General features: G+C 66.5%; 20 protein-coding genes. 11 read left to right on the top strand and 9 right to left on the bottom strand.

Translation table 11 applies throughout. The features are described from left to right. Positions 1-63: 63 nt before the first annotated feature. Complete coding sequence (locus ACO07I_RS10390; RefSeq protein WP_422016973.1) at positions 64-771, top strand: DUF4198 domain-containing protein; 708 nt, start codon at positions 64-66, stop codon at positions 769-771. 3 nt (positions 772-774) lie between these two features. Here the strand turns inward: ACO07I_RS10390 and ACO07I_RS10385 are convergent, their stop codons facing one another. Together ACO07I_RS10385 and ACO07I_RS10380 are read right to left on the bottom strand one after the other, a co-directional pair. Then, entirely contained in the window at positions 775-1,605 is an 831-nt protein-coding gene (locus ACO07I_RS10385; protein WP_422016971.1) for an enoyl-CoA hydratase, read from the bottom strand. Continuing rightward, on the bottom strand, positions 1,602-2,798 hold the full coding sequence (locus ACO07I_RS10380) for an amidohydrolase family protein (RefSeq protein ID WP_422016969.1): 1,197 nt from the start codon (positions 2,796-2,798) through the stop codon (positions 1,602-1,604). Before ACO07I_RS10380 ends, ACO07I_RS10385 begins: the two co-directional genes overlap by 4 nt. A gap of 39 nt (positions 2,799-2,837) precedes the next feature. On the opposite strand from ACO07I_RS10380, the gene ACO07I_RS10375 reads away from it, so the two are divergent. Both ACO07I_RS10375 and ACO07I_RS10370 read left to right on the top strand, forming a co-directional pair. Continuing rightward, a complete protein-coding gene (locus ACO07I_RS10375; protein WP_422016967.1) occupies positions 2,838-3,581 on the top strand; it encodes a 2-keto-4-pentenoate hydratase in 744 nt (247 codons plus the stop codon). A 155-nt stretch (positions 3,582-3,736) separates the two neighbouring features. Beyond that, positions 3,737-4,972 (top strand): MFS transporter, encoded by a 1,236-nt coding sequence (locus ACO07I_RS10370; RefSeq protein WP_422016965.1) that lies wholly within the window; start codon positions 3,737-3,739, stop codon positions 4,970-4,972. On the opposite strand, the gene ACO07I_RS10365 is transcribed toward ACO07I_RS10370, so the two are convergent. Together ACO07I_RS10365 and ACO07I_RS10360 are read right to left on the bottom strand one after the other, a co-directional pair. Then, complete coding sequence (locus ACO07I_RS10365) at positions 4,969-5,373, bottom strand: hypothetical protein (RefSeq protein WP_422016963.1); 405 nt, start codon at positions 5,371-5,373, stop codon at positions 4,969-4,971. The two genes, ACO07I_RS10370 and ACO07I_RS10365, sit on opposite strands and share 4 nt — an antisense overlap. A gap of 25 nt (positions 5,374-5,398) precedes the next feature. Then, positions 5,399-6,178 carry an enoyl-CoA hydratase/isomerase family protein gene (locus ACO07I_RS10360; RefSeq protein ID WP_422016961.1) on the bottom strand — a complete coding sequence of 260 codons (780 nt, stop codon included), beginning with the start codon at positions 6,176-6,178 and terminating at the stop codon, positions 5,399-5,401. 79 nt (positions 6,179-6,257) lie between these two features. On the opposite strand from ACO07I_RS10360, the gene ACO07I_RS10355 reads away from it, so the two are divergent. Continuing rightward, the gene (locus ACO07I_RS10355; protein ID WP_422016959.1) at positions 6,258-6,998 is read left to right on the top strand and encodes a carbonic anhydrase; all 741 of its coding nucleotides are present in this window, start codon (positions 6,258-6,260) and stop codon (positions 6,996-6,998) included. A gap of 147 nt (positions 6,999-7,145) precedes the next feature. Here ACO07I_RS10355 and ACO07I_RS10350 read toward each other — a convergent pair whose 3' ends face one another. Then, complete coding sequence (locus ACO07I_RS10350; RefSeq protein ID WP_422016957.1) at positions 7,146-8,324, bottom strand: pyridoxal-phosphate-dependent aminotransferase family protein; 1,179 nt, start codon at positions 8,322-8,324, stop codon at positions 7,146-7,148. Between the two features lie 100 nt (positions 8,325-8,424). On the opposite strand from ACO07I_RS10350, the gene ACO07I_RS10345 reads away from it, so the two are divergent. The 3 genes from ACO07I_RS10345 to ACO07I_RS10335 all read left to right on the top strand — a co-directional run bounded on the left by ACO07I_RS10345 (position 8,425) and on the right by ACO07I_RS10335 (position 11,272). Further along, on the top strand, positions 8,425-9,828 hold the full coding sequence (locus tag ACO07I_RS10345; protein WP_422016955.1) for an aspartate aminotransferase family protein: 1,404 nt from the start codon (positions 8,425-8,427) through the stop codon (positions 9,826-9,828). Between the two features lie 86 nt (positions 9,829-9,914). Then, a complete protein-coding gene (locus ACO07I_RS10340; RefSeq protein ID WP_422016953.1) occupies positions 9,915-10,835 on the top strand; it encodes an SMP-30/gluconolactonase/LRE family protein in 921 nt (306 codons plus the stop codon). Then, a complete protein-coding gene (locus tag ACO07I_RS10335; protein WP_422016951.1) occupies positions 10,835-11,272 on the top strand; it encodes a GNAT family N-acetyltransferase in 438 nt (145 codons plus the stop codon). Before ACO07I_RS10340 ends, ACO07I_RS10335 begins: the two co-directional genes overlap by 1 nt. Here ACO07I_RS10335 and ACO07I_RS10330 read toward each other — a convergent pair. Further along, positions 11,269-11,670 (bottom strand): RidA family protein, encoded by a 402-nt coding sequence (locus tag ACO07I_RS10330; RefSeq protein ID WP_422016949.1) that lies wholly within the window; start codon positions 11,668-11,670, stop codon positions 11,269-11,271. The two genes, ACO07I_RS10335 and ACO07I_RS10330, sit on opposite strands and share 4 nt — an antisense overlap. A gap of 21 nt (positions 11,671-11,691) precedes the next feature. Further along, positions 11,692-12,675 carry a Bug family tripartite tricarboxylate transporter substrate binding protein gene (locus ACO07I_RS10325; protein ID WP_422016947.1) on the bottom strand — a complete coding sequence of 328 codons (984 nt, stop codon included), beginning with the start codon at positions 12,673-12,675 and terminating at the stop codon, positions 11,692-11,694. 20 nt (positions 12,676-12,695) lie between these two features. Here ACO07I_RS10325 and ACO07I_RS10320 point away from each other — a divergent pair, with 20 nt between their 5' ends. Further along, positions 12,696-14,795 (top strand): acetate--CoA ligase family protein, encoded by a 2,100-nt coding sequence (locus ACO07I_RS10320; protein WP_422016945.1) that lies wholly within the window; start codon positions 12,696-12,698, stop codon positions 14,793-14,795. A gap of 150 nt (positions 14,796-14,945) precedes the next feature. Here the strand turns inward: ACO07I_RS10320 and phhA are convergent, their stop codons facing one another. Then, a complete protein-coding gene (phhA, locus tag ACO07I_RS10315) occupies positions 14,946-15,695 on the bottom strand; it encodes a phenylalanine 4-monooxygenase (RefSeq protein ID WP_422016943.1) in 750 nt (249 codons plus the stop codon). A 110-nt stretch (positions 15,696-15,805) separates the two neighbouring features. Here phhA and ACO07I_RS10310 point away from each other — a divergent pair, with 110 nt between their 5' ends. After that, the gene (locus ACO07I_RS10310; protein WP_422016941.1) at positions 15,806-16,291 is read left to right on the top strand and encodes an Lrp/AsnC family transcriptional regulator; all 486 of its coding nucleotides are present in this window, start codon (positions 15,806-15,808) and stop codon (positions 16,289-16,291) included. On the opposite strand, the gene ACO07I_RS10305 is transcribed toward ACO07I_RS10310, so the two are convergent. Further along, positions 16,264-17,220, bottom strand: a complete 957-nt coding sequence (locus ACO07I_RS10305) for a threonine dehydratase (protein WP_422016939.1) — start codon at positions 17,218-17,220, stop codon at positions 16,264-16,266. The genes ACO07I_RS10310 and ACO07I_RS10305 overlap by 28 nt on opposite strands. 47 nt (positions 17,221-17,267) lie before the next feature. Here ACO07I_RS10305 and ACO07I_RS10300 point away from each other — a divergent pair, with 47 nt between their 5' ends. After that, a complete protein-coding gene (locus tag ACO07I_RS10300) occupies positions 17,268-18,443 on the top strand; it encodes a M20 aminoacylase family protein (protein WP_422016937.1) in 1,176 nt (391 codons plus the stop codon). A gap of 24 nt (positions 18,444-18,467) precedes the next feature. Next, positions 18,468-20,228, top strand: coding sequence for a glucan ABC transporter ATP-binding protein/ permease (locus tag ACO07I_RS10295; RefSeq protein ID WP_422016935.1), 1,761 nt, complete (start codon positions 18,468-18,470; stop codon positions 20,226-20,228). Positions 20,229-20,230 lie beyond the last annotated feature (2 nt).

Raw genomic sequence — 20,230 nt, 5'->3', positions numbered from 1 at the left:
TGGCTTGCGACTGGTAATTAATTGCGATCATGCTAGATGTTCGCCTTCGGAGGACATCGACCCATGCGTATCGTCATCGCCGCTCTTCTGTGGCTCTCGCTCACCGGCGCCGCCTCGGCCCATGCGCTCTGGCTCGAGCCGGACGCGGGCGGTTACCAACTCTATTTCGGCGAGTTCGGCGACAATCTGCGGGAGGGCTCGCCCGGCCTGCTCGATCGCTTCGAGCCGATGCCCGCGGCCAAGGCGTTTGGCGTCTCGGGTGACATTGCGTTGAAGGTTGAGAAGAAGCCGACCTCGTTCCAGTTCACCGGTGCGCCCGAGGGCGCAAGCAGCGTCGTGGCCGAGCAGGCGCGAGTGACCGAGCGCAAGCAGAACGACAAGGTCACGCGCACGCTGGGCCGGCTCTCGGCGCGCTACGTCGCCGACTTCAGCGAGCGCAAGCCGCTGATCCCGCTCGACATCGTGCCGACCGGCAAGCCGGGCAGCTTCAAGGTGTTCTATGACGGCAAGCCGCTGCCCAAGGCCAAGGCGGAAGTCGTGAGCGAGTTCGGCTGGACGAAGGAATTCAAGACCGACGAGGCCGGCGCCTTCGAGGTGGAACTCCCGTGGAAGGGGACCTACGCCGTCGAAGTGTCGGTGGTCGACAACACGCCGGGCACTCACGGTGACGCGCCCTATGACGGGATGCGCCTCGTCACGACGCTCACCTTCAAGGTGCCGGATGGACTCGCGGCGCCGGCGCGTCCGCCGGCCGTGACGCCGAAGCGCTGAGCGTTATCCGGTCTTCTTGTTGAGCACGCCGAAGCGATCCTTCGGTGCCTTCTCACGCGCGGCAGCACCGTAGGTTCCCATCTCGATGCGATGCGGGATGGTGAGCATGTAGTTCTTGAAGGCGTTCTCCATCGCCTGCCGCCAGCCCTGCGCGTCCTGGGTCTCGTTGACCGAGGCCTTGGCGAGCTTCAGCGCATAGGGATCGCGCTCGGCGATCCGCTGGGCCAGCGCCATCGTCTCCGCCTCGAGCTTTTCGCGCGATACGACGCGGTTCACCAGGCCCGCCTTCTCGGCATCGGCGGCGCTGATGAAGTCGCCGGTGAAGAGATACTCCTTGGTCTTGCGCGGGCCGAAGTCCCACGGCATCGAGAAATACTGCACGTGACTGCCGCCCCACTTCACGGCGCGGTCGGCGAACTGCGCGTCCTCGCTGGCGATGATGATGTCGCAGGCCGAGGCGATCATCATGCCGCCCATGATGCAGTAGCCTTGGACCTGCGCAATGGTGGGCTTGGGCAGGTCGCGCCAGCGCATCGTGTTCTCGAAGAAGCGCTCCCACAGGCGGCGATACTCGCCCTTGAAGCCGGGCTCCAGCGGCGTCTTCTTCTGGTCCTCCATCTCCTGCGGGCTGCCGAGATCGTGCCCGGCCGAGAAATGCTTGCCGGCACCGGCCAGGATGATCACCCGGACATCGCTGTCCCTGACCGCCGCCGCGAAAGCGTCGTCGAGCTCCTCCAGCAGGATCCGGCTCTGCGCGTTCAGCACTTCCGGCCGGTTGGTCGTGATCTTGAGCACCGGTCCGGTGCGTTCGGTGAGGAGCGTCGAATAGGTCATGCGGCGGCCTGTACGGGATGGCGGAGTTCGGGCGCGAGACCGGCGCCCATCAGGTCGATGAAATTGTCGCAATAGAAGCGCTGCTTCTGCGCTTCCCTGATGCCGGCCTTCTCCATCGACGCCTCGAAGCGCTTGATCGGATGGCGGCCGCCCTCGACATGCGGATAGTCGGAGGAGAAGAGGCAGACCTCGTCGCCGGTATTGGCGATGATCCAGCCGGTATCCTCGTGCGGGTAGGGCGTGACGCGCACCTGGCGCTGCACGAACTCGCTGGGCTTCAGCGACATTTTCTGCAGCCGCTCCTCGTTGCGATAGAAGGCGTTGTGCGCGCTGTCCATGTTGCGCATCCAGCCCGGCACCCACGACGCACCTTGTTCGATGACGCCGAATTTCAACGCCGGGAAACGGTCGAGCACGCGGTCGACGACCAGGGCCGTCAGCGCCTTCATCGGCGGATAGGCGATCGCCATGTAATCGATCGACTTGAAATTATCGTCGCCGCCATGGAAGTCGGGCACCGGCGGCAGGCCGTTGTTGAACCAGGCCTCTTCCAGAAGCTTGCCGCCGCCGCCGACATGGAAAACGATCGGCAGGCCGGCTTCCTGCGCGATGGCCCACAGCGGATCGAAGCCGATATGGCTGGGCGAATGGCCGTCGGGGCAGCGCGACGGGATCATCAGCGCCTTGGCGCCGAGCTCGATCGCCTTGCGCGCGGCCTGCGCGGTGCGCTCGAAGTCGACCAGCGGGACATAGCCGGTCGGCAGCAGACGCCGGTCGACCGAGCAGAACTCGACCATGTGGCGCGTATGGGCGCGCGCCACGGCATAGGTCAGCTCGACGTCGGATCCGCCTTCCAGCACCGACGAGTAGTTGAGCAGCGCGGTGGTGAACATGAGCTGGCTGGCGAAGCCCAGCAGGTCGATCGAGCGCGGACGGTCCTGACGGTTCGATGAACCCAACGCCTCCCAGTTCTTGCGCAGCATGATCTGCGCCTCGTCGAAATCCTGCGCCGGCCCAGCCGTGTCCGTGTCTGCCTTGAGGCGCGTGCTGTGGAAGCCTTCGTGGCGCGGAAACAGGACCTGGTCGGTGACCGCGGCGCGATGCCGGGCCTCCAGATGTTCCTCGAGGAAGCCGGGCACTTCCATGATGTGCGCATCGGCGTCGTGAATGACGCGGCCGCTGGCGTAGGGCATCGTCTCCTCCAATTCCTTGTCGTTTTGCGAGAGCTTACCATGAGCCAGGACATTTCCCATGCCGTGCAGACCCTCCTCGACGCGCGCCGCACCGGCCGCCAGGCGACGCCACCGTTTGCCTTGAAGGACCGCGCTGCGGTCTATGCGATCCAGGACGGCGTCGCCGCAGCCACCGGCCCGGTGGCGGGCTGGAAGGTCGGCGCGCGCACGCCGACCGCCGAGCCCAATCCCGCGCCGCTGCTGGCCGGCGCGCTGGTGCCGTCGCCGGCGCGCTTCGACGGCAGGGCGATGCACATGATCGGCGTGGAGGTCGAGATTTCCTTCCGCATCGCGCGCGACATCGCTGCCCGCGCCGCGCCGGTCGAACGCGAGGAGGCGCTTGCGGCCGTCGGCGACGCCTTCGTCGGCATGGAGATCGTCGACACGCGCCTCGCCGACTTCAAGAACGCCGATCCGGACTGGCTGCTGGCCGACAACCAGATGAACCACGCGCTGGTCGTTGGTGACGCGATCGGCAACTGGAGGGCGCTCGACTGGCCGAAACTGCAGGTGAGACTGATGGTCGACGGCAAGACGATCGCCGACCAGAAAGGTGGCTTGGGCGCCGTCGATCCGGTGCGTCCGCTCGCCTGGATGATCGACCATGCCGTTCGTCATCGCGGGGGCCTTCGCGCCGGCCAGGCGATCACCACCGGCTCCTGGACCGGACTTCTCTACTTTCCGCCCGGTTCGCAAGCGCGCGGTGAATTCGTTGGCCTCGGTGCCGTCGAGGCGAGTTTCTGAGCCTTGTCATCCTGAGCCCAGCGAAGGATCTCTCGCTCGCCAGGAAGTGCGCTGTTCGATCCGCAAGGTCCTTCGCTCACGCTCAGGACGACAGGTCATGATGCTTCGGCCGCAGCCGTAACAACGGCGCGCCTGCCGGCGGCAGTGTCGGGCGCATGACAAGTCTCGCTTCTCCCGCGCCCTTCTTCGGTCGCCGCGTCGTCGCGGCCGCTTTCGTGCTCGCCATGTTCGGCTGGGGCCTCGGCTTCTATGGCCCGCCCGTCTATCTCCAGTCCGTGCGCGAGGCACGCGACTGGTCGATCGTGCTGGTCTCGTCCGCCGTCACCCTGCATTTCCTGGTGGGTGCGGTGGTGGTCGCCAACCTGCCGTCGCTCTATCGTCGGTTCGGTCTGCCGGCGGTGACCAAGGCTGGCGCGGCCCTCCTGGCGCTGGGCATCGTCGGATGGGCGGTGGCGCAAGAGCCGTGGCAGCTCCTGCTCGCAAGCTTCCTGAGCGGGGCCGGCTGGGTGGCGATGGGCGCCGCCGCCGTCAACGCCATCGTGGCCCCGTGGTACGTGGTGCGGCGACCGGCGGCCCTGTCGATGGCCTATAACGGCGCCAGCATCGGCGGTGTCGTCTTTTCTCCATTGTGGGTTGCGGCTATCGCCGCCTTCGGCTTTCCCACCGCGGCGGCGGTCATCGGCGCGATCATGATCGTCGCCGTCTGGTTCCTCGCCGACCGGGTCTTCGCCCATACGCCACAGTCGCTGGGCCAGGTCCAGGACGGCGAGATCCTGACGCCCGTTGCCGGCACGACCGCAGCGGTGGAGCGCACCTTGCCGGGCGCGCTGCTGTGGCGTGACCGGCGCTTCCTCACCCTGGCCGCGGGCATGGCGCTCGGCCTGTTCGCGCAGATCGGCCTGATCGCCCATCTCTTCTCGCTGCTCGTGCCGGTGTTCGGTGGACCGGCGGCCGGCATCCTCATGGGATTGGCGACGGCGGCGGCGATTGCAGGAAGGACGATGGTCGGATGGCTGATGCCGCAAGGCAGCGACCGGCGGCTGGTCGCCTGCCTGAGCCATGTGGTCCAGATCGCCGGATCCCTGGCGCTGGTCTGCGCTGCTGGAACCGATGTGGCGTTGTTGGTGGCAGGTGTGCTGTTGTTCGGCGCGGGTATCGGCAACACGACGTCGCTGCCGCCGTTGATCGCGCAGGTCGAATTCAGCAGAGCCGACGTTCAGCGCGTCGTGCCGTTGATCGTGGCGGTCGGTCAGGGAACCTATGCATTCGCACCGGCGGCGTTCGGCTGGCTGCGGACGCTGTCACCAGCGGAAGGGATGCTGGTGTTCGTCGCGGCCGCCCTGATCCAGGCGGCCGCGATCGCACTCTTCCTCGTCGGAAGAAAGTCTTAGTAGTACCAGCCGGGATACGGGTAGCCGCCCCAAGGGCCCCAATCCCAGTCGTTCATCGCATTCTCGTCGGCCGTCATCTGCTGCTCGTCCGCCAGGTTCTTCTGGAAGACGTTGTTGCGATAGGTGCCGTAGGCCGCCGCGTTGCCGACATAGATGCACACGCAGACCGTCGGGTCCGGATAGACGTAGAACACCTGGCCGTTCTTGATCTCGCGCGAGAACTTGTGCGGCGGGAGGTTCTTGAAAGCGGCCTGACGCTGCGGGGTGTTCGCGGGCACGAACTTGAAGCCCGCCGCCACCATCATGTCTTCCTTGTTCGCGATCACCTGCTGCGGGTTCTGGCAGGCGGCGACGGCAGCGCCCATTCCAAGAACCAAAGAGAGAGTGGCAATCAGCTTCATTCACGTCCTCCGTATCATCGCTCTGTCAGGCGCCTGACCATTTGGGTGCCCGCTTTCCCAGGAAGGCCGCCATGCCCTCGCGGAAGTCGGCGCTACCGTAAGCCAGTCTGACGAGATCGTCGATGTTCTCGTCGCCCAGGCGCGCCTGCAGGCGGCGCAGCGCCTCCTTGGTGACCTGCATCGTGAGGGGGGCGTGGCCGGCAACGGTGTTCGCCAGCTCCTCGGCTCGGGCGAGCAGGGCTGCCTGGTCGGGCAGCAGCTCGCTGATCAGGCCGCAGGACAGCGCCGATGGCGCGTCCATCAGCTTGGCCAGCAGGACCATTTCCTTGACCCGCTGGGGGCCGATGAGGGCCGCCAGGCGGGCATAGTTGGCCATCGACAGGCAGTTGCCCAGGGTGCGCGCGATGGGGAAGCCGAACTGGGCGCTGGCCGACCCGATCCGCAGGTCGCAGACCGCCGCGATGGCCGCGCCGCCGCCGGTGCAGAAGCCGTGGATGGCGGCGATGGTCGGCACGGGGCAGCGTTCGATCTCACCCAGGATGCGGTCCATCTTGCGCTCGTAGGCGATTCCGTCCTCGCCGCTCTCGAAGCTCTGGAACTGGGCGATGTCGGTGCCGGCCGCAAAGGCCTTGTCGCCACCGCCGGTAACCACCAGGGCGCGGACCTCGCCGGTCTTGCCCACACGAGCGCAGATCTCGGCCAGACCCTCGTACATTGCGAAGGTGAGGGCGTTGCGCGCCTTGGGCCGGTTGAAGGTCACCCAGCCGATTTCGCCGCGCTTCTCGAAAAGCAGTTCTTCGGTCATGTCATCCAATGTTGCTGATTTGTGCGCCGCGACATCATCGTCTATGTCGCCCTGGGCCGCAAACGGGCATAGGCAGGTCATGGCACTCGAACGGCTTCTCAAGGGCTTCGCGGATTTCCGGGTTGGTTACTATCAGGAGCATCTCGACTTGTTCGAGAAGCTGGCGACGGAAGGCCAGTCGCCCAAGATCCTGATCATCGGCTGTTCCGATGCGCGGGTCGATCCGGGGATTCTCACCCAGACTCAGCCCGGTGACATCTTCACCGTGCGCAACGTGGCGGCGATGGTGCCGCCGGCCCAGATTCCGCCCGACGAGCGCCACCACGGCACCTCTGCCGCCATCGAGTTCGCCGTCCGCGGCCTCGGCGTCGAGCATATCGTGGTGCTGGGCCACGCGCTGTGCGGCGGCATCGGCGCGCTGGTCGACGGCAGCCGCGGCGCCTATGCGCATTACGACTATCTCTCGACCTGGACCAGCATCGCGCAGGAGACGCGCGACCTCGTCGTCGAGGAGCTGAAGGGCCGCCCGCGCGACGAGGTCGTGCGCGCGGTCGAACAGGCCGCCGTCGTGAACAGCGTGAGCAACCTGCTAGGCTATCGCTGGATCGAGGAGCGGGTGAAGGCGGGCACGCTGACCTTGCATGCCTGGTGGTTCAACCTGACGGTCGGCCAGCTCTACGCCTTCAACCCCGAAACGCTGAAGTTCGCGGCGGTCGAGGGCGTCAAGCTCGATGCCGCCGTGACCGGGGGCACGCCGCTCTCGGCCCTGAAGCCGGAATCCTTTGCCGCCGCCCTCGCGGGGAAGAAGCCGGCGTTCTGACACTTCATCTTACCGCCCCCGTCATACGGGGGAGGTGGCCCGGAGGGCCGGAGGGGGAGAGCCTCAGCCTGACTTCTTGCAGCCAAATCTGCGGGTTGCTTTCCCCCTCCCGACCTCCCCGTTTGACGGGGGAGGTGGACGAGATAGTTAAGCCGACAACGACTTGATCGCCGCGTCGACGCCGCCCGGGACGAACGGCACGCCCGAGGCCTTCATGGCGAGCTCGGTCGTGGCGAGGCAGCCCAGCAGCATCGGCTCGTTGAGGTCGCCCATGTGGCCGATGCGGAACATCTTGCCCATCATCTTGCCCAGCCCGCCGCCCAGCGACAGGTTGAAGCGATCGACGGCGGCCTTACGCATCGGGTCGGAGCTGACGCCCTCGGGCATCACGACCGCGGTCACCGAGTTCGAAAGCCGGTCTTCGTTTTGGCAGAAGAGCTGCGGGCCCTTGCCGTCGGAACCCCACACGCGCACCGCGGCGCGCGTTGCATCGGCGAGCCGGGCATGGCGCGCGAACACCGCATCCAGGCCTTCCTCCTCGAGCATCTTCAGCGATTCCTGCAGGCCGAAGAACATGTGAACGGGCGCGGTGCCGACGAACTTCTGCGGTGCGCGGCCGGTCATCATCTCCCAGCTCCAGTAGTGGCGCGGCGTCTTGGACTTGCGCGACACTTCCAGGGCCTTGTTGCTGACGCCGGTCATCGACATGCCGGTGGGCAGCATCAGGCCCTTCTGGCTGCCGCCGACGGTGAGGTCGATGCCCCAGGCGTCCATCTTGTATTCCATGCTGGCGAGCGAGGAGATCGTGTCGCTGAGCAGCAGCGCCGGGTGCTTGGCCTCGTCGATGGCGCGGCGCACCTCGGCCAGCGGCAGGACCATGCCGGTCGCGGTTTCGTTGTGGACGGTTAGGACCGCCTTGATCTTGTGTTCCTTGTCGGCGGCGAGGCGCTCGGCGATCCGCGAAATGTCGGCGCCCTGGCGCTGATCGGCGGGGATCGTCTCGACCTTGATGTCGAGATGGTTCGCCATCTCGGTCCAGCTCTCGGAGAAATAGCCAGTCTCGACCATCAGCACGGTCTCGCCGGGGGAGAACAGGTTGGCGAGGGCGGCTTCCCAGGCGCCGTGACCGGTCGAGGTATACATGAACAGATTCTGGTCGGTCTTGAGCACGCGCTTCACGCCGTTGTGGCAGGCGTGATGGATGGCCATGAACTCATCCGACATGAAATCGATTACGGGCCGGTCCATGGCGCGAAGCACACGGTCGGGAATGTTGGTCGGGCCGGGATTGTTGAAGAATTGACGGCCACGGGGCTTGGCGTTCACGGCGTTCCTCCACCTTTTAGATGGCGGACTGTGGCGCGAGGCCCTTGGCGAAACAAGCGAGACAAGCGATGCTCAGCCATTAGCTGGGTTGAGGGCAAGTATGACCGTGCAAGAGAAAGATTCATCGCAGACGAACTCTGCCGTCGTCGCCGACTACAAGGCGAAGACCGGAAAATCGGCGGCTCTGTTCGAGCGCGCCCACAAGGTGCTGCCGAGCGGCATCACCCACGATGCGCGCTACCTCGACCCCTATTCGATCCACGTCTCGCGCGCCGCGGGCCCGCGCAAGTGGGACGTCGACGGCAACGAGTATGTCGATTATTTCGGCGGCCACGGCGCCATGCTGCTCGGCCATTCGCATCCCGCCGTCGTCGAGGCGGTGAAGCGTCAGATCGAACTCGGCACGCATTACGGCTCCAGCCATGAACTCGAAGTGCGCTGGGCCGAGCTGGTGTGCGAGCTGACGCCCTGCGCCGAGCGCGTGCGCTTCACCGCGTCGGGTACCGAGGCCTCGCACATGGCGATCCGCCTCGCGCGCGCCCACACGGGCAAGGACAAGATCCTCCGCTTCATTGGCCACTTCCACGGCTGGCACGACCACGTGACCGCCGGTGCGGGTGCGACCTATGACGGCGGCACGACCCCCGGCGTACCGCAGGAGGTGAGCTCGCTGTCGATCGTCATGCCGAGCAGCGACGTCGCCGCGGTCGTGAAGGTGATCGAGGAGCGCGACGATATCGCGGCCGTCATGTTCGAGCCGTCGGGCGCGTCGTGGGGCCAGGTGCCGCTGCCGCCGGGCTTCATCCAGGCGGTGCGCGACGCCACGGCCAAGAAGGGCGTCGTCATGCTGATGGACGAAGTCATCACCGGCTATCGCTGGTCCTCGGGCGGCGCGCAGAAGGCGTTCGGCATCACGCCGGATCTCTGCATCCAGGCCAAGATCGTGGCCGGCGGCCTGCCGGGCGGCGCGGTCTCGGGCAAGCGCGAAATCATGGACCGCATCGATCATGTCGCGACCGCGGCCCGCAAGATCGAGCGCATCCTCCATCCCGGCACCTTCAACGCCAATCCCCTGTCGGCCGCCGCAGCCGTCACCGCGCTGTCGCTGGTACGCGATGAGGACCTCGCCGAGAAGGCCAACAAGACGGCGGCCGAACTGCGCGCGGCACTGACCGAGGTGCTGGTCCAGGAAGGCGTGCCGTGGGGCATCTACGGCCAGAGCTCGACCTTCCTGATCTATCCCAATCCGTTCGGCGATCCGATCGATCCCGCGACCTTCGATCCGCACAAAGTGCCGATCGAGAAGCTCAAGGGCGCTCGCGCCGCGGGGCCGCTCACCGGCAAGATCCGCATGGGCCTGATGACCCATGGCGTCGACGTCATGGGCTCGCCCGGCGGCTTCGTCTCGGCCATGCACGGCGGCGCGGAGATCGAGAAGACGGTCCACGCGCTGCGCCAGACGGTGCGGGCACTGAAGGCCGAGCGCGAAGTGAAGGCGGCTTAGCGCCTTTCTTTCTCCTCCTCCCCCGTCTTACGGGGGAGGCCGGGAGGGGGAGAGCAACGGGACAATGCCTCCGGGAGAGAGACATCATGTACGGATTGACCAAGCCCGTTCGCGCGACCGAGTTCACGCGGTTGCCGGACAGGTTCCGCAAGCCCTCGCGCACCGCGTGGGGCGATGCCAATGCGGTGGGGCAGTTGCTCGATTCCTTCCTCGAAGGGCCGAGCTTCGACCGCGCGGGCAATCTCTACGTCACCGACATTCCGTTCGGGCGCATCTTCCGGATCTCCCCGGCGGGCGAGTGGACGCTGGTGACGGAGTATGACGGCTGGCCGAACGGTCTGAAGATCCACAAGGACGGCCGTATCTTCATCACCGATTACAAGCGCGGCATCGTCCTGCTCGATCCCGACACCGGCACGGTGACACCACTGCTCGAGACGCGCGGCTCGGAGAGCTTCAAGGGCGTGAACGACCTGTTCTTTGCCGGCAACGGCGATCTCTTTTTCACCGATCAGGGCCAGACCGGCCTGCACGACCCGACGGGCCGCGTCTATCGCTACGACACGGCGGGCAGGCTCACGATGCTGGTGAACACCGTGCCCAGTCCCAACGGGCTGGTGATGAACAAGGCCGAGACCGTCCTCTATGTCGGCGTCACGCGCGGCAATGCGGTGTGGCGCCTTCCGCTGATGGGCGACGGTACGGCCAGCAAGGTCGGGCTGTTCATCCAGATGAGCGGCGGCCATGCCGGTCCCGACGGCATGGCGCTGGACGAGGAGGGCGGGCTGGTGATCGCCCATCCCAGCACCACGGCCTGGCGTTTCGATTCCCTCGGGCGGCCGACGCATCACGTCGAGTGCGGCGACGACATCTACTGCACCAACGTCGCCTTCTCCGGCCACGATCTCTTTGTCGTGGTGTCGCGTCGCAGCGAGAAGGTCGAGGCCGGAACCATCCTCAAGGCCACGATGCCGGTGCCCGGCAAGACCATGTTCAGTCACGCCTGATGCTGACCATCGGCAAGCTCGAACCGTCCGACCGCGCGGCGTGGGAAGTGCTGTTCCGCGGCTACATGGATTTCTATGAGCGCACGCTGCCTCAGGCGATGTACGACCGCGCCTGGAACGAATTCGCCAAGGACACGCGCATGCACGCGCTGGGCGCCCGGTTCGACGGTCGCCTGGTCGGCATCACGCACTTCCTGATCCACGCCAACACGTCGTCCGACGATGTCTGTTACCTGCAGGACCTTTTCACCGCAGCCGAGGTGCGCGGCAAGGGCGTGGCACGGGCGCTCATCCAGGCCGTCGCCGACTGGGCGAAGGCGCAAGGCTGTCCGCGCCTCTACTGGCAGACGCAGGCCAGCAACACGACAGCGCGGCTCCTCTACGACAAGATGGCCGTGAACCGCGGCTTCATCCGCTACGATATCGAGCTGGCTTAGCGCCGGCCCTTGCCGATGTAGGCAATGGCCTCGATCTCGACGAGGATTTCGGGCGCGGCGAGGGCACTCACTTCCACGAGGGTGGAAGCGGGAAAGTCGCCGGTGAAGAATTCGCGCCTTGCTTCCCAGACCTTGGTGTTGTGGGCGATCCGGGTGAGGAAGACCGTGATCTTCACCACGTCGGACATGGCGCCGCCGGCCGCCTCGATCAGCGACTTGATCTTGCCGAAGATGACCTTGGCCTGGGCGTATTCGTCCATCCGGCCCAGCGCCCCGGGATCGCCGCCGCGCGCGGTCATGCCGGAGACATAGGCGACGCCGTCGACCACGAGGCAGTTCGACCAGCGCTCGGGCGGCGGCTCGGCGACGTCGGGCGAGGTCACGCGGCGGATGGTCATGCGGTCTCTTCCTTCAGTTTGCTATCCGGGCTTGGCCCCCGATGCTTTCACGACCGGCGTCCACTTGTCGATCTCGTCCTGGATGAAGCGTGTCACCTCGGCCGGCGTCATGGTGCTGCCCTCGGCGCCGATCTCCTCCCAGCGCTTGATGACGGCCGGTTCCTTCAGCACGGCCTGCATCTCGGTCGCGAGGCGATCGACGATCGGCTGCGGTGTCTTCGCCGGTACGGAGATGCCGAACCAGGAATAGGAGATCAGGTCCGGGTAGCCCAGTTCCTTCATCGTCGGGACGTCGGGAAAGGCGGGGCTGCGCGTCTCGCCGCTCACCGCCAGCGCATTCACCTTGCCGGCCTTGATATGAGGCGCGGCAGAGGGCAGCGAGTCGAACATCACCGGCACGTTGCCCGCGATCGTGTCGATCATGGCCGGTCCGGCGCCGCGATAGGGAACGTGGACGAGCTCCGCGCTGATCACCTGCGCAAGACGCGCGCCCAGCAGATGGTTGCTCGAGCCGGCACCCGAGGTCGCGTAGGAGACCTTGCCGGGATTGGCCTTGGCGTAGTCGACGAACTCCTTGAAGGTCTTGGCTTGGAAATTCGGATTGGCGACCAGGACGCTGGGATTGGTCGAGGCGATGGAGACATGGATGAAGTCGCCCATCGGATCGAAGTCGCCGCCGCCATAGAGCGTCGGCGAAATCGACAGGCCGGAGATCACCGACATCAGCAGCGTGTAGCCGTCGGGCGGTGCCTTGGCCACGATCGCCGTGCCGACCATCGCGCCCTTGCCGGGCTTGTTGTCGACGATGATGTTCTGGCCGAGCCTCTGGCCGAGATACTCGGCCACCATGCGGGCCACGACATCGGTGGTGCCGCCGGGCGCGTAGGGCACGACGAGCTTGATGGGCTTGCTGGGCCATGGCGCCGCCTGGCCCGAAGTCTGGGCGGCGGCGGGGGTGGCGGCGACGGCGAGCGTCGCGGCGACGAAGGAGCGGCGGTTGAGCATGTGCGGAGTATACTCGGGCCATGAGCGATCCCAAGGTCCTGTTCTCTGCCCTTTTCGAACCGCGACGTGTCGCGCTGATCGGCGCCTCGTCGGATGTCACCAAAACGACATCTCGGCCGCAACGCTTCCTGCGCAAGCATGGCTTCGCCGGCGAGATCCTGCCGGTCAATCCGTCGCGCAGCGAAATACTGGGTGAGGCCGCCTACAAGGACCTCGACTCGATCCCGGGCGATATCGATCACGCCTACATCCTGCTCAACGGCGCGGCTGCGGTGCGCGCTCTGGCCGAGTGCGGCCGGCGCGGCGTCAGGGTGGCGTCGATCCTGGCCGGCGGCTTCGCGGATGCAGGCGCAGCCGGCGCCTCGCTGCAGGACGAACTCTCGAAGGTCGTGCGCGAGACCGGCATTCGCCTGGTCGGTCCCAACAGCATCGGCACGGTCAGCACCGATCCCGCCGTCGCGCTCACGGCCAATGCCGCCTTCGCCGTGGACAGGCTGCGCACCGGCAGCTGGGCCGTCGTCAGCCAGAGCGGCAGCCTGATCGGCGCATTGCTGTCGCGGGCCGATGCGCGCGGCATCGGCTTCTCGCGCCTGATCTCGGTCGGCAACGAAGTCGACCTCGCGGTCGGCGAAATCGCCGACCTGCTGGTCGACGATCCGAAGACCAAAGCCATCCTGCTGTTCATGGAAACGCTTCGCGATGGCGAGCGGCTGGCGCGCGCGGCGCGCCGGGCCTACGAAGCGGGCAAGCCGGTGATCGCCTACAAGCTCGGGCGCTCCGAGATCGGCCAGGAGCTCGCGAAGTCGCACACCGGAGCCATCGCCGGTTCCGATGCGACCTTCGATGCCTTCTGCCGCCGTCACGGCATCAGCCGCGTCTCGATGTTCGAATCGCTGATCGACGTGCCGTCGCTGCTGGTCGGCCACGCAAAGTCGAGAACTGGGGGCCGAAGGGTCGCGGTGGCGACCACGACGGGCGGCGGCGCGGCGATGGTGGTCGACAGCATGGCGATGGCCGGTCTCGACATCGTCGGGCCACCCTGCAACCTCGTCGAGTGGTTGAAGCCGCTCGGCATCGCGGCCGGCGACGGCAAGCTCGTGGATCTCACCCTGGCCGGGGCCAAGCCGGAGATCGTGGCGGGCACGATCGAGCGGCTGCTGGCCGACGACGGCAACGATGCCGCGATCTTCGTGGTCGGTTCCTCGGCCCAGTTCAATCCCGAGCTCGCGGTCGAGCCGTTGCTGCGCTTTGCCGGATCGGCAAAGCCGTTCGCCGTGGCGTTGACGCCGTCGGCCGAGACGTCGCTGGCACTGCTGACGGCGGCCGGCGTGCCGGCCTTTCGCCATCCCGAATCCTGTGCCGAGGCGATGGCACTCTGCCTGCTGCGCATGCCGCCCCAACCCGTGCCGCGTCTTGCCGAGCCATCGATCAACGCGCTCGCCGCGCTGGAAGCCGGTCGTGCGTCCGGCTTCGACGAGCGCCGTGCTGCCGACTTGTTCGCGGCGCTCGGCGTGCCGATGGCGAAGTCCCTGGCCGTACCGGATGCCCGGCGGGTTGCCGCCGCTGTCAGCGAGGTCGGGACACCGGTCGTGCTGAAGATCCTGTCGGCTGACATCCTGCACAAGACCGAAGCGGGCGGCGTGGCTCTCGGCATCCCCGATGCGCCGACCGCCGCCGTCGCCGCGCGCGAAATCGAGAAGCGGGTGAAAGCCCATGCGCCGGCGGCGCGGCTGCAGGGGTTCCTCGTGCAGAAGATGGAGCGCGGGCTCGTCGAGGTGATCCTGGGCTACCGCCGCGATCCGCTGGTGGGGCCTACCGTCACCGTGGGCCTCGGCGGTGTGTTGGCCGAGATCTACAAAGACGCCTCGACACGCCTCGCGCCGGTCGACGAAAACGAAGCGCTGCAGATGATTGCCGAGGTCAAGGGCCTGGCGACCATCCGCGGCTATCGCAACCTGCCGAAGGGCGACGTCGCCGCGCTTGCAAAGACGATCGCCGCGTTCTCCGCACTGGCCCACAGGCAGTTCGCCCAGGTGGCCGAGGCGGAGATCAATCCGCTGCTGGTGAAGCGCGAAGGCGAGGGTGTCGTCGCCGTCGATGGGCTGGTTGTACTGAGTTAAAAAATCACGTCGTCTCGACCGAAGCCTCGCGCAGCGAGGCGCAGCGGAGAGTCCTTCCCTTAACCAAAAGCCGGCTATTCGTAGAGCGAAGGTCTCTCCGCTACGCGCCTTCGGCGCTTCGGTCGAGACAACGGCTCTTCATGGCGGGTTTCAATGCTTCGCAACCGCGGGCCTGTCCATGAGCTGGCGGAAATCGTCGAGCACGAAGTACGTGTTCTGCAGCTTGTCGATCTCGTAGGGACGGTTCATCGCCACGGTCGCATCGAAGGGAACCCGCTGGACGCCTTCGCCCTCGATCGCGTGCTTCACTTCGGCGGCCGAGGACAGAATGCCGGCGCCATAGGCTTTCAATCCCTGAGGCGTGCGGATCAGGCCGAACTCGACGGTGAACCAGTAGAGGCGCGCCAGCACATGCACGTTAGGGCCCGCCTCGACGCCCCGTCGGCCATAGTCCTGCATGTAGTCGGCGAACACCGCGTTGGTGAGCAGCGGCACATGGCCGAAGAAGTCGTGGAACAGGTCGGGCTCGACCAGATAGTCGATCTCCTCGCGCTTGCGGATCCAGACCGTCACCGGGAAGCGGCGATGGGCGAGATGGTCGTAGAAGGCCGCATCGGGGATCAGTCCGGGCACGCCGACGATGCGCCAGCCCGTGAGCGCCTCCAGCCGCGAATTCACCGCCGCGAAATCGGGGATGGTGTCGCCCAGCCCGATCGCCTCGAGCCCCTCCAGGAACTCCGCGCAGGCATATCGTTCGGCCAGGGCGCGCTGGCGCTCGACCAACAGCCGCCACACGGCCTGATCCTCTTCGGAATGCAGGTCGGGATGCTGCGGCACCGTCCAGTCCGGCGCCATGCCGGCATAGTCGCCACGCAGGTTCTCGAGGGGGGCGATGTTCATACGCCCAATATGGGGCCGGACGTCTGGTGAATCCCGGCGAAGTTGGGCTTCGAGTGGTCTGTCTTTAGAGATATCATCTCGAAATTCTGCATTCCCGAGAGAATATCCCCATGATTGAGCTGGATGACATCGACAGGCGCATCGTGGCCACCCTGCAGTCCGAGGGCCGGCTGCCGATGGTCGACCTCGCCGAGCGCGTGGGCCTGTCGCCGACACCCTGCCAGCGGCGCGTGAAGCGGTTGGAAGAAGAGGGGGTGATCGCGCGCTATGCCGCTCTGGTCTCGCCGCCGGCCCTCGGGCTCGCTCTCCAGGCGATGGTGCAGGTGACGCTCGACGATCACTCGGAGAAGACCGTCGAGGCCTTCGAAGCGGCGATCCGCGCCCGCCCCGAGGTGGTGGCCTGTTATGCCGTGACCGGCGACATGGATTTCCTGCTCCATATCCTGGCGCCGGACCTCGCGAGCTTCAGCGAATTCGCTATGAAGGCGCTGCTGCGCATGCCCGGAGTCCGCGGCACGCGCTCCTCCTTCATCATGCAGGCGGTGAAGAGCGACCTCGCCTGGGCGCCTCAGGCTCCGCCCAACACACGCAGATAGACCGGCCGGTCGATGTTGCCGCCGCTCAGGATCAGGCCGACCCTCTGCCCCGCGACCCGGTCGCGCTCCTGCAGGAGCGCCGCGAGCGCGGCGGCGCCGGCGCCCTCCGTGAGCTGGTGCGTGTCCTCGTAGTAGGCTCGCATGGCGGCCCCGATCTCGGCATCGCTCACCTGCACGATGCGATCCGCGCCCTTCAGGATGACCTCGAGCGCCTCCGCGTCGGGGCCGCGTACGGCCATGCCGTCGGCCATCGTGTCGGCGCTGTTGGTCGCCACGACGTTGCCGGCCGCGAACGACAGGGCATAGGCCGGCGCCTCGGTCGAAACGACCCCGACCACCTTCGTTTTGAGTCCGAGCGCGTCGCGGGCGGCGATCGTGCCGCAGATGCCGGAGCCCAGCCCGATCGGCACATAGACCGTGTCGAGCGGCGGCGCGGCGCGGAACAGCTCGAGCGCGTAGGTGGCGACGCCCGCCACGAGGTCGCGATGGAAGGACGGCACCATGACGAGGTCACGCTCGCCCGCCAGCTTCAGGGCCGCGTCCTTGGCGGCATCGAAATCGTGACCGGCCTCGATGAGTTGGGCCCCGAAGGCGCGCATGGCGGCATTCTTCTCGACGGAATTGCCCTGGGGCACGACGATCGTGGCGGTGATCCCGTTGCGCGCCGCCGCCAGCGCGATGCTCTGGCCGTGATTGCCGCGGGTCGCGCTGATGACGCCACGGGTGCGGGGCGACCGGCGCTTCAGCCGGTCCATGAAAACCAGCCCGCCGCGCACCTTGAAGGCGCCGGTCGGGGTGTGGTTCTCGTGCTTGACCCAGGTTTCGCAGCCGGTGCGCAACGCGAGGAGGGGCCAGGCATACTGTGCGGTGGGCGGCATGGCGTCCTGCACGATGACGGCAGCCGATTCGATCTCGTCGAGAGACAACATGCTTCTACTCTGGTCTAAGATGGCCGCGGTTCCAACCGGAGTACCCCATGCCTGTCCTGCCGCGCGCACTCGAAATCCAGGGCGAGATCTCGGCAATCCGCCGTGACATCCACGCCCATCCCGAACTCGCCTTCGAGGAAAACCGCACGTCCGACGTGGTCGCGGCCAAGCTGGAGGAATGGGGCCTGGAAGTGACGCGCGGCCTGGGCAAGACTGGCCTGGTCGGCACCCTGCGCAAGGGCAATTCGCTGAAGTCCATCGGGCTGCGCGCCGACATGGACTGCCTGCCGATGGACGAAGCCAACGATTTCGCGCACCGGTCGACCAGTCCCGGCCGCATGCACGCCTGCGGCCATGACGGTCATACCGCCATGCTGCTGGGCGCCGCAAAGATGCTCAGCGAGACGCGCAATTTCGAGGGCGCCGTCCACTTCATCTTCCAGCCGGCCGAAGAGGGCGGTGGCGGCGCCAAGGTGATGATCGAGGACGGGTTGTTCGAGAAGTTCCCCTGCGACGCCGTTTTCGCGATCCACAACAAGCCCGGCGTCCCGGTCGGCCACATCGTCACCAAGGGCGGCCCGCTGCTGGCGGCCGCCGATCGCTGGGACATCCGCATCACCGGCAGGGGCGGCCATGCCGCCCATCCGCATTCGACGCTCGATCCCATGGTCGTCGGCGCCAATATCGTCATGGCGCTCCAGACCATCGTCTCGCGCAACATCGATCCGATCGATGCCGGCGTCGTGACCGTCGGCTTCTTCCATGCGGGCTCCGCCTACAACGTCATTCCGGGCGACGCGCATATCGGCGGCACGACGCGGACCACGACGCCCGCGAACCGCGAGCTGGTGAAGCGGCGCATCGACGAGATCTGCGAGGGGGCCGCCCGGATGCACGGGGTCAAGATCGAGGTCGAGCACAAGCCGGGCTATCCGCCGACGGTGAACGATGTCGAGCAGGCCCGTTTTGCCGCCGATGTTGCGGCCGGGGTCTGTGGTGAACACGCGGTCGAGGACAATACCCGGCCCAGCATGGGCGCCGAGGACTTCTCCTACATGCTGGAGAAGGTGCCGGGCGCCATGGTGTGGTTGGGCAACGGCGGTGGTCCCGGGACGGTCAGCCTGCATAACTCGCGCTATGACTTCAACGACATGGCCATCCCGTTCGGCGTGAGCTTCTTCGTGCGTACCGTCGAGCGCTTTCTCGACCCGAAGGCGGCCTAGAACGAACGGACGCGGACGAGGCACATGGAATTCTTCCGCGTCTATGGCCGTGTGATCGGCCTGCTCCGGGCCGAGAAGGGCCTGGCCATCACGCTGGCCATTGCGAACATCGCGGTGGCCGGCCTGCAATTCTATGAACCGGTGTTGTTCGGCAAGGTGATCGACCTGCTGAGCAACGCGCGCGACCGGCCGGTCGACCTCCTGTGGCGCGATGCGCGCGAGATCCTGGGACTCTGGGCGCTGGTGGGCATCGGCGGCATCGTGGCCAACATGGTGGTCTCGCTGCAGGCCGACCGGATGGCCCATCGCCGCCGCCTGGGCGCGATGGCGACCTATTTCCAGCATCTGCTGATGCTGCCGTTCTCGTTCCACAACGCGCAGCATTCCGGCCGGCTGATCAAGATCATGCTGACCGGCGTCGATAACCTGTTCGGCATCTGGCTGTCCTTCTTCCGCGAGAACCTGGCGACCCTGGTGGCGCTGTTCGTCATGCTGCCGCTCAGCCTTTTCATGAACTGGCGGCTGGGCCTGCTGCTGCTGGTCCTGATCCTGTTCTTCGCCGTGACCAATGTCTGGGTGGTGAGTCGCACCGACCGGCTGCAGAAGGAGGTCGAGGACCTGCACAGCGAGCTGGCGGGCCGGGCGGGCGACGCCCTGGGCAACATCAGCCTCATCCAGAGCTTCGTACGGCTGGGCGCCGAGACCAGCGAGATGCACCGCATCATCGGCCAGACGCTGCAGGCGCAGTTCCCGGTGCTCAACTGGTGGGCGCTGCTGTCGGTGATGACGCGTGCTGCCTCGACGGTCACCGTGATCGCGATCTTCGTGCTCGGCACCTGGCTCTATACGCGCGGCGAGGCAACGGTCGGCGAGATCGTGAGCTTCATGGGCTTCGCCACCATGCTGATTGGCCGCATGGACCAGGCTTCGGGCTTCGTCAGCCGCATCTTCTTCCAGATGCCGTCGTTGGGCGATTTCTTTCGCGTGCTGGATTCGCAGTCGAGCGTGCCGGACAAGCCGAACGGTATCGACATCGGGCGTGCGCGGGGCGATGTCGAGTTCGACGACATCAACTTCTCCTATGACGGCAAGCGCCCGGCGCTTGTGCATTTTTCGCTCAAGGTGCCGGCCGGCGCGACAGTGGCGTTCGTCGGCCCGACAGGCGCTGGCAAGAGCACCGCACTGTCGCTGCTGCACCGCATGTGGGACGCCCAGTCGGGCGTGATCCGCATCGACGGCGTCGACCATCGCGACATCAAGCTGGAATCGCTGCGCCGGAACATCGGCGTGGTGTTCCAGGACAGCACCTTGTTCTACCGCTCGATCGCCGACAATCTGCGCATCGGCAAGCCCGACGCCACCCAGGCCGAGCTGGAGGAGGCCGCCAAGCTCGCCGAGGCGCACGACTTCATCATGCGCCAGCCGCAGGGCTACGAGACGCTGGTGGGCGAACGCGGCACCACCTTGTCGGGCGGTGAACGCCAGCGCCTGGCGATCGCCCGCGCGCTCCTCAAGAATCCGCCGATCCTGATCCTCGACGAGGCGACCAGCGCGCTCGACTCGGTCACCGAGGCCCGCATCCAGAAGGCGCTGAAGATCCTGATGCAGGGCCGCACGACCTTCGTCATCGCCCATCGCCTCTCGACCATCCGCGATGCCGATCAGGTCGTCGTGTTCGAACACGGGCGAGTCGTCGAGCAGGGCGGCTATCAGGCGTTGCTCGCCCAGGGCGGTGCCTTCGCCCGGCTGGTGGCGACGCAGCAGGCTGGCATAGAATCTGCCTGATA

This window comes from Reyranella sp. (assembly GCF_965227665.1).
Taxonomy (GTDB): Bacteria; Pseudomonadota; Alphaproteobacteria; order Reyranellales; family Reyranellaceae; genus Reyranella.
Note: the sequence above shows the minus strand (reverse complement) of the source record. Positions and strands in the feature narration are given on the sequence as shown.

Excerpts from the sequence above, each read along its gene's own strand:
- ACO07I_RS10320 (WP_422016945.1), top strand. The coding sequence starts at position 12,696 with ATGAGCGATCCCAAGGTCCTGTTCTCTGCCCTTTTCGAACCGCGACGT.
- ACO07I_RS10385 (WP_422016971.1), bottom strand. The coding sequence starts at position 1,605 with ATGACCTATTCGACGCTCCTCACCGAACGCACCGGACCGGTGCTCAAG.
- ACO07I_RS10365 (WP_422016963.1), bottom strand. The coding sequence starts at position 5,373 with ATGAAGCTGATTGCCACTCTCTCTTTGGTTCTTGGAATGGGCGCTGCC.
- ACO07I_RS10380 (WP_422016969.1), bottom strand. The coding sequence starts at position 2,798 with ATGCCCTACGCCAGCGGCCGCGTCATTCACGACGCCGATGCGCACATC.
- ACO07I_RS10310 (WP_422016941.1), top strand. The coding sequence starts at position 15,806 with ATGATTGAGCTGGATGACATCGACAGGCGCATCGTGGCCACCCTGCAG.
- ACO07I_RS10375 (WP_422016967.1), top strand. The coding sequence starts at position 2,838 with ATGAGCCAGGACATTTCCCATGCCGTGCAGACCCTCCTCGACGCGCGC.
- ACO07I_RS10340 (WP_422016953.1), top strand. The coding sequence starts at position 9,915 with ATGTACGGATTGACCAAGCCCGTTCGCGCGACCGAGTTCACGCGGTTG.
- ACO07I_RS10335 (WP_422016951.1), top strand. The coding sequence starts at position 10,835 with ATGCTGACCATCGGCAAGCTCGAACCGTCCGACCGCGCGGCGTGGGAA.
- ACO07I_RS10370 (WP_422016965.1), top strand. The coding sequence starts at position 3,737 with ATGACAAGTCTCGCTTCTCCCGCGCCCTTCTTCGGTCGCCGCGTCGTC.
- ACO07I_RS10295 (WP_422016935.1), top strand. The coding sequence starts at position 18,468 with ATGGAATTCTTCCGCGTCTATGGCCGTGTGATCGGCCTGCTCCGGGCC.
- ACO07I_RS10390 (WP_422016973.1), top strand. The coding sequence starts at position 64 with ATGCGTATCGTCATCGCCGCTCTTCTGTGGCTCTCGCTCACCGGCGCC.
- ACO07I_RS10345 (WP_422016955.1), top strand. The coding sequence starts at position 8,425 with ATGACCGTGCAAGAGAAAGATTCATCGCAGACGAACTCTGCCGTCGTC.
- ACO07I_RS10300 (WP_422016937.1), top strand. The coding sequence starts at position 17,268 with ATGCCTGTCCTGCCGCGCGCACTCGAAATCCAGGGCGAGATCTCGGCA.
- phhA (WP_422016943.1), bottom strand. The coding sequence starts at position 15,695 with ATGAACATCGCCCCCCTCGAGAACCTGCGTGGCGACTATGCCGGCATG.
- ACO07I_RS10325 (WP_422016947.1), bottom strand. The coding sequence starts at position 12,675 with ATGCTCAACCGCCGCTCCTTCGTCGCCGCGACGCTCGCCGTCGCCGCC.
- ACO07I_RS10305 (WP_422016939.1), bottom strand. The coding sequence starts at position 17,220 with ATGTTGTCTCTCGACGAGATCGAATCGGCTGCCGTCATCGTGCAGGAC.
- ACO07I_RS10360 (WP_422016961.1), bottom strand. The coding sequence starts at position 6,178 with ATGACCGAAGAACTGCTTTTCGAGAAGCGCGGCGAAATCGGCTGGGTG.
- ACO07I_RS10330 (WP_422016949.1), bottom strand. The coding sequence starts at position 11,670 with ATGACCATCCGCCGCGTGACCTCGCCCGACGTCGCCGAGCCGCCGCCC.
- ACO07I_RS10355 (WP_422016959.1), top strand. The coding sequence starts at position 6,258 with ATGGCACTCGAACGGCTTCTCAAGGGCTTCGCGGATTTCCGGGTTGGT.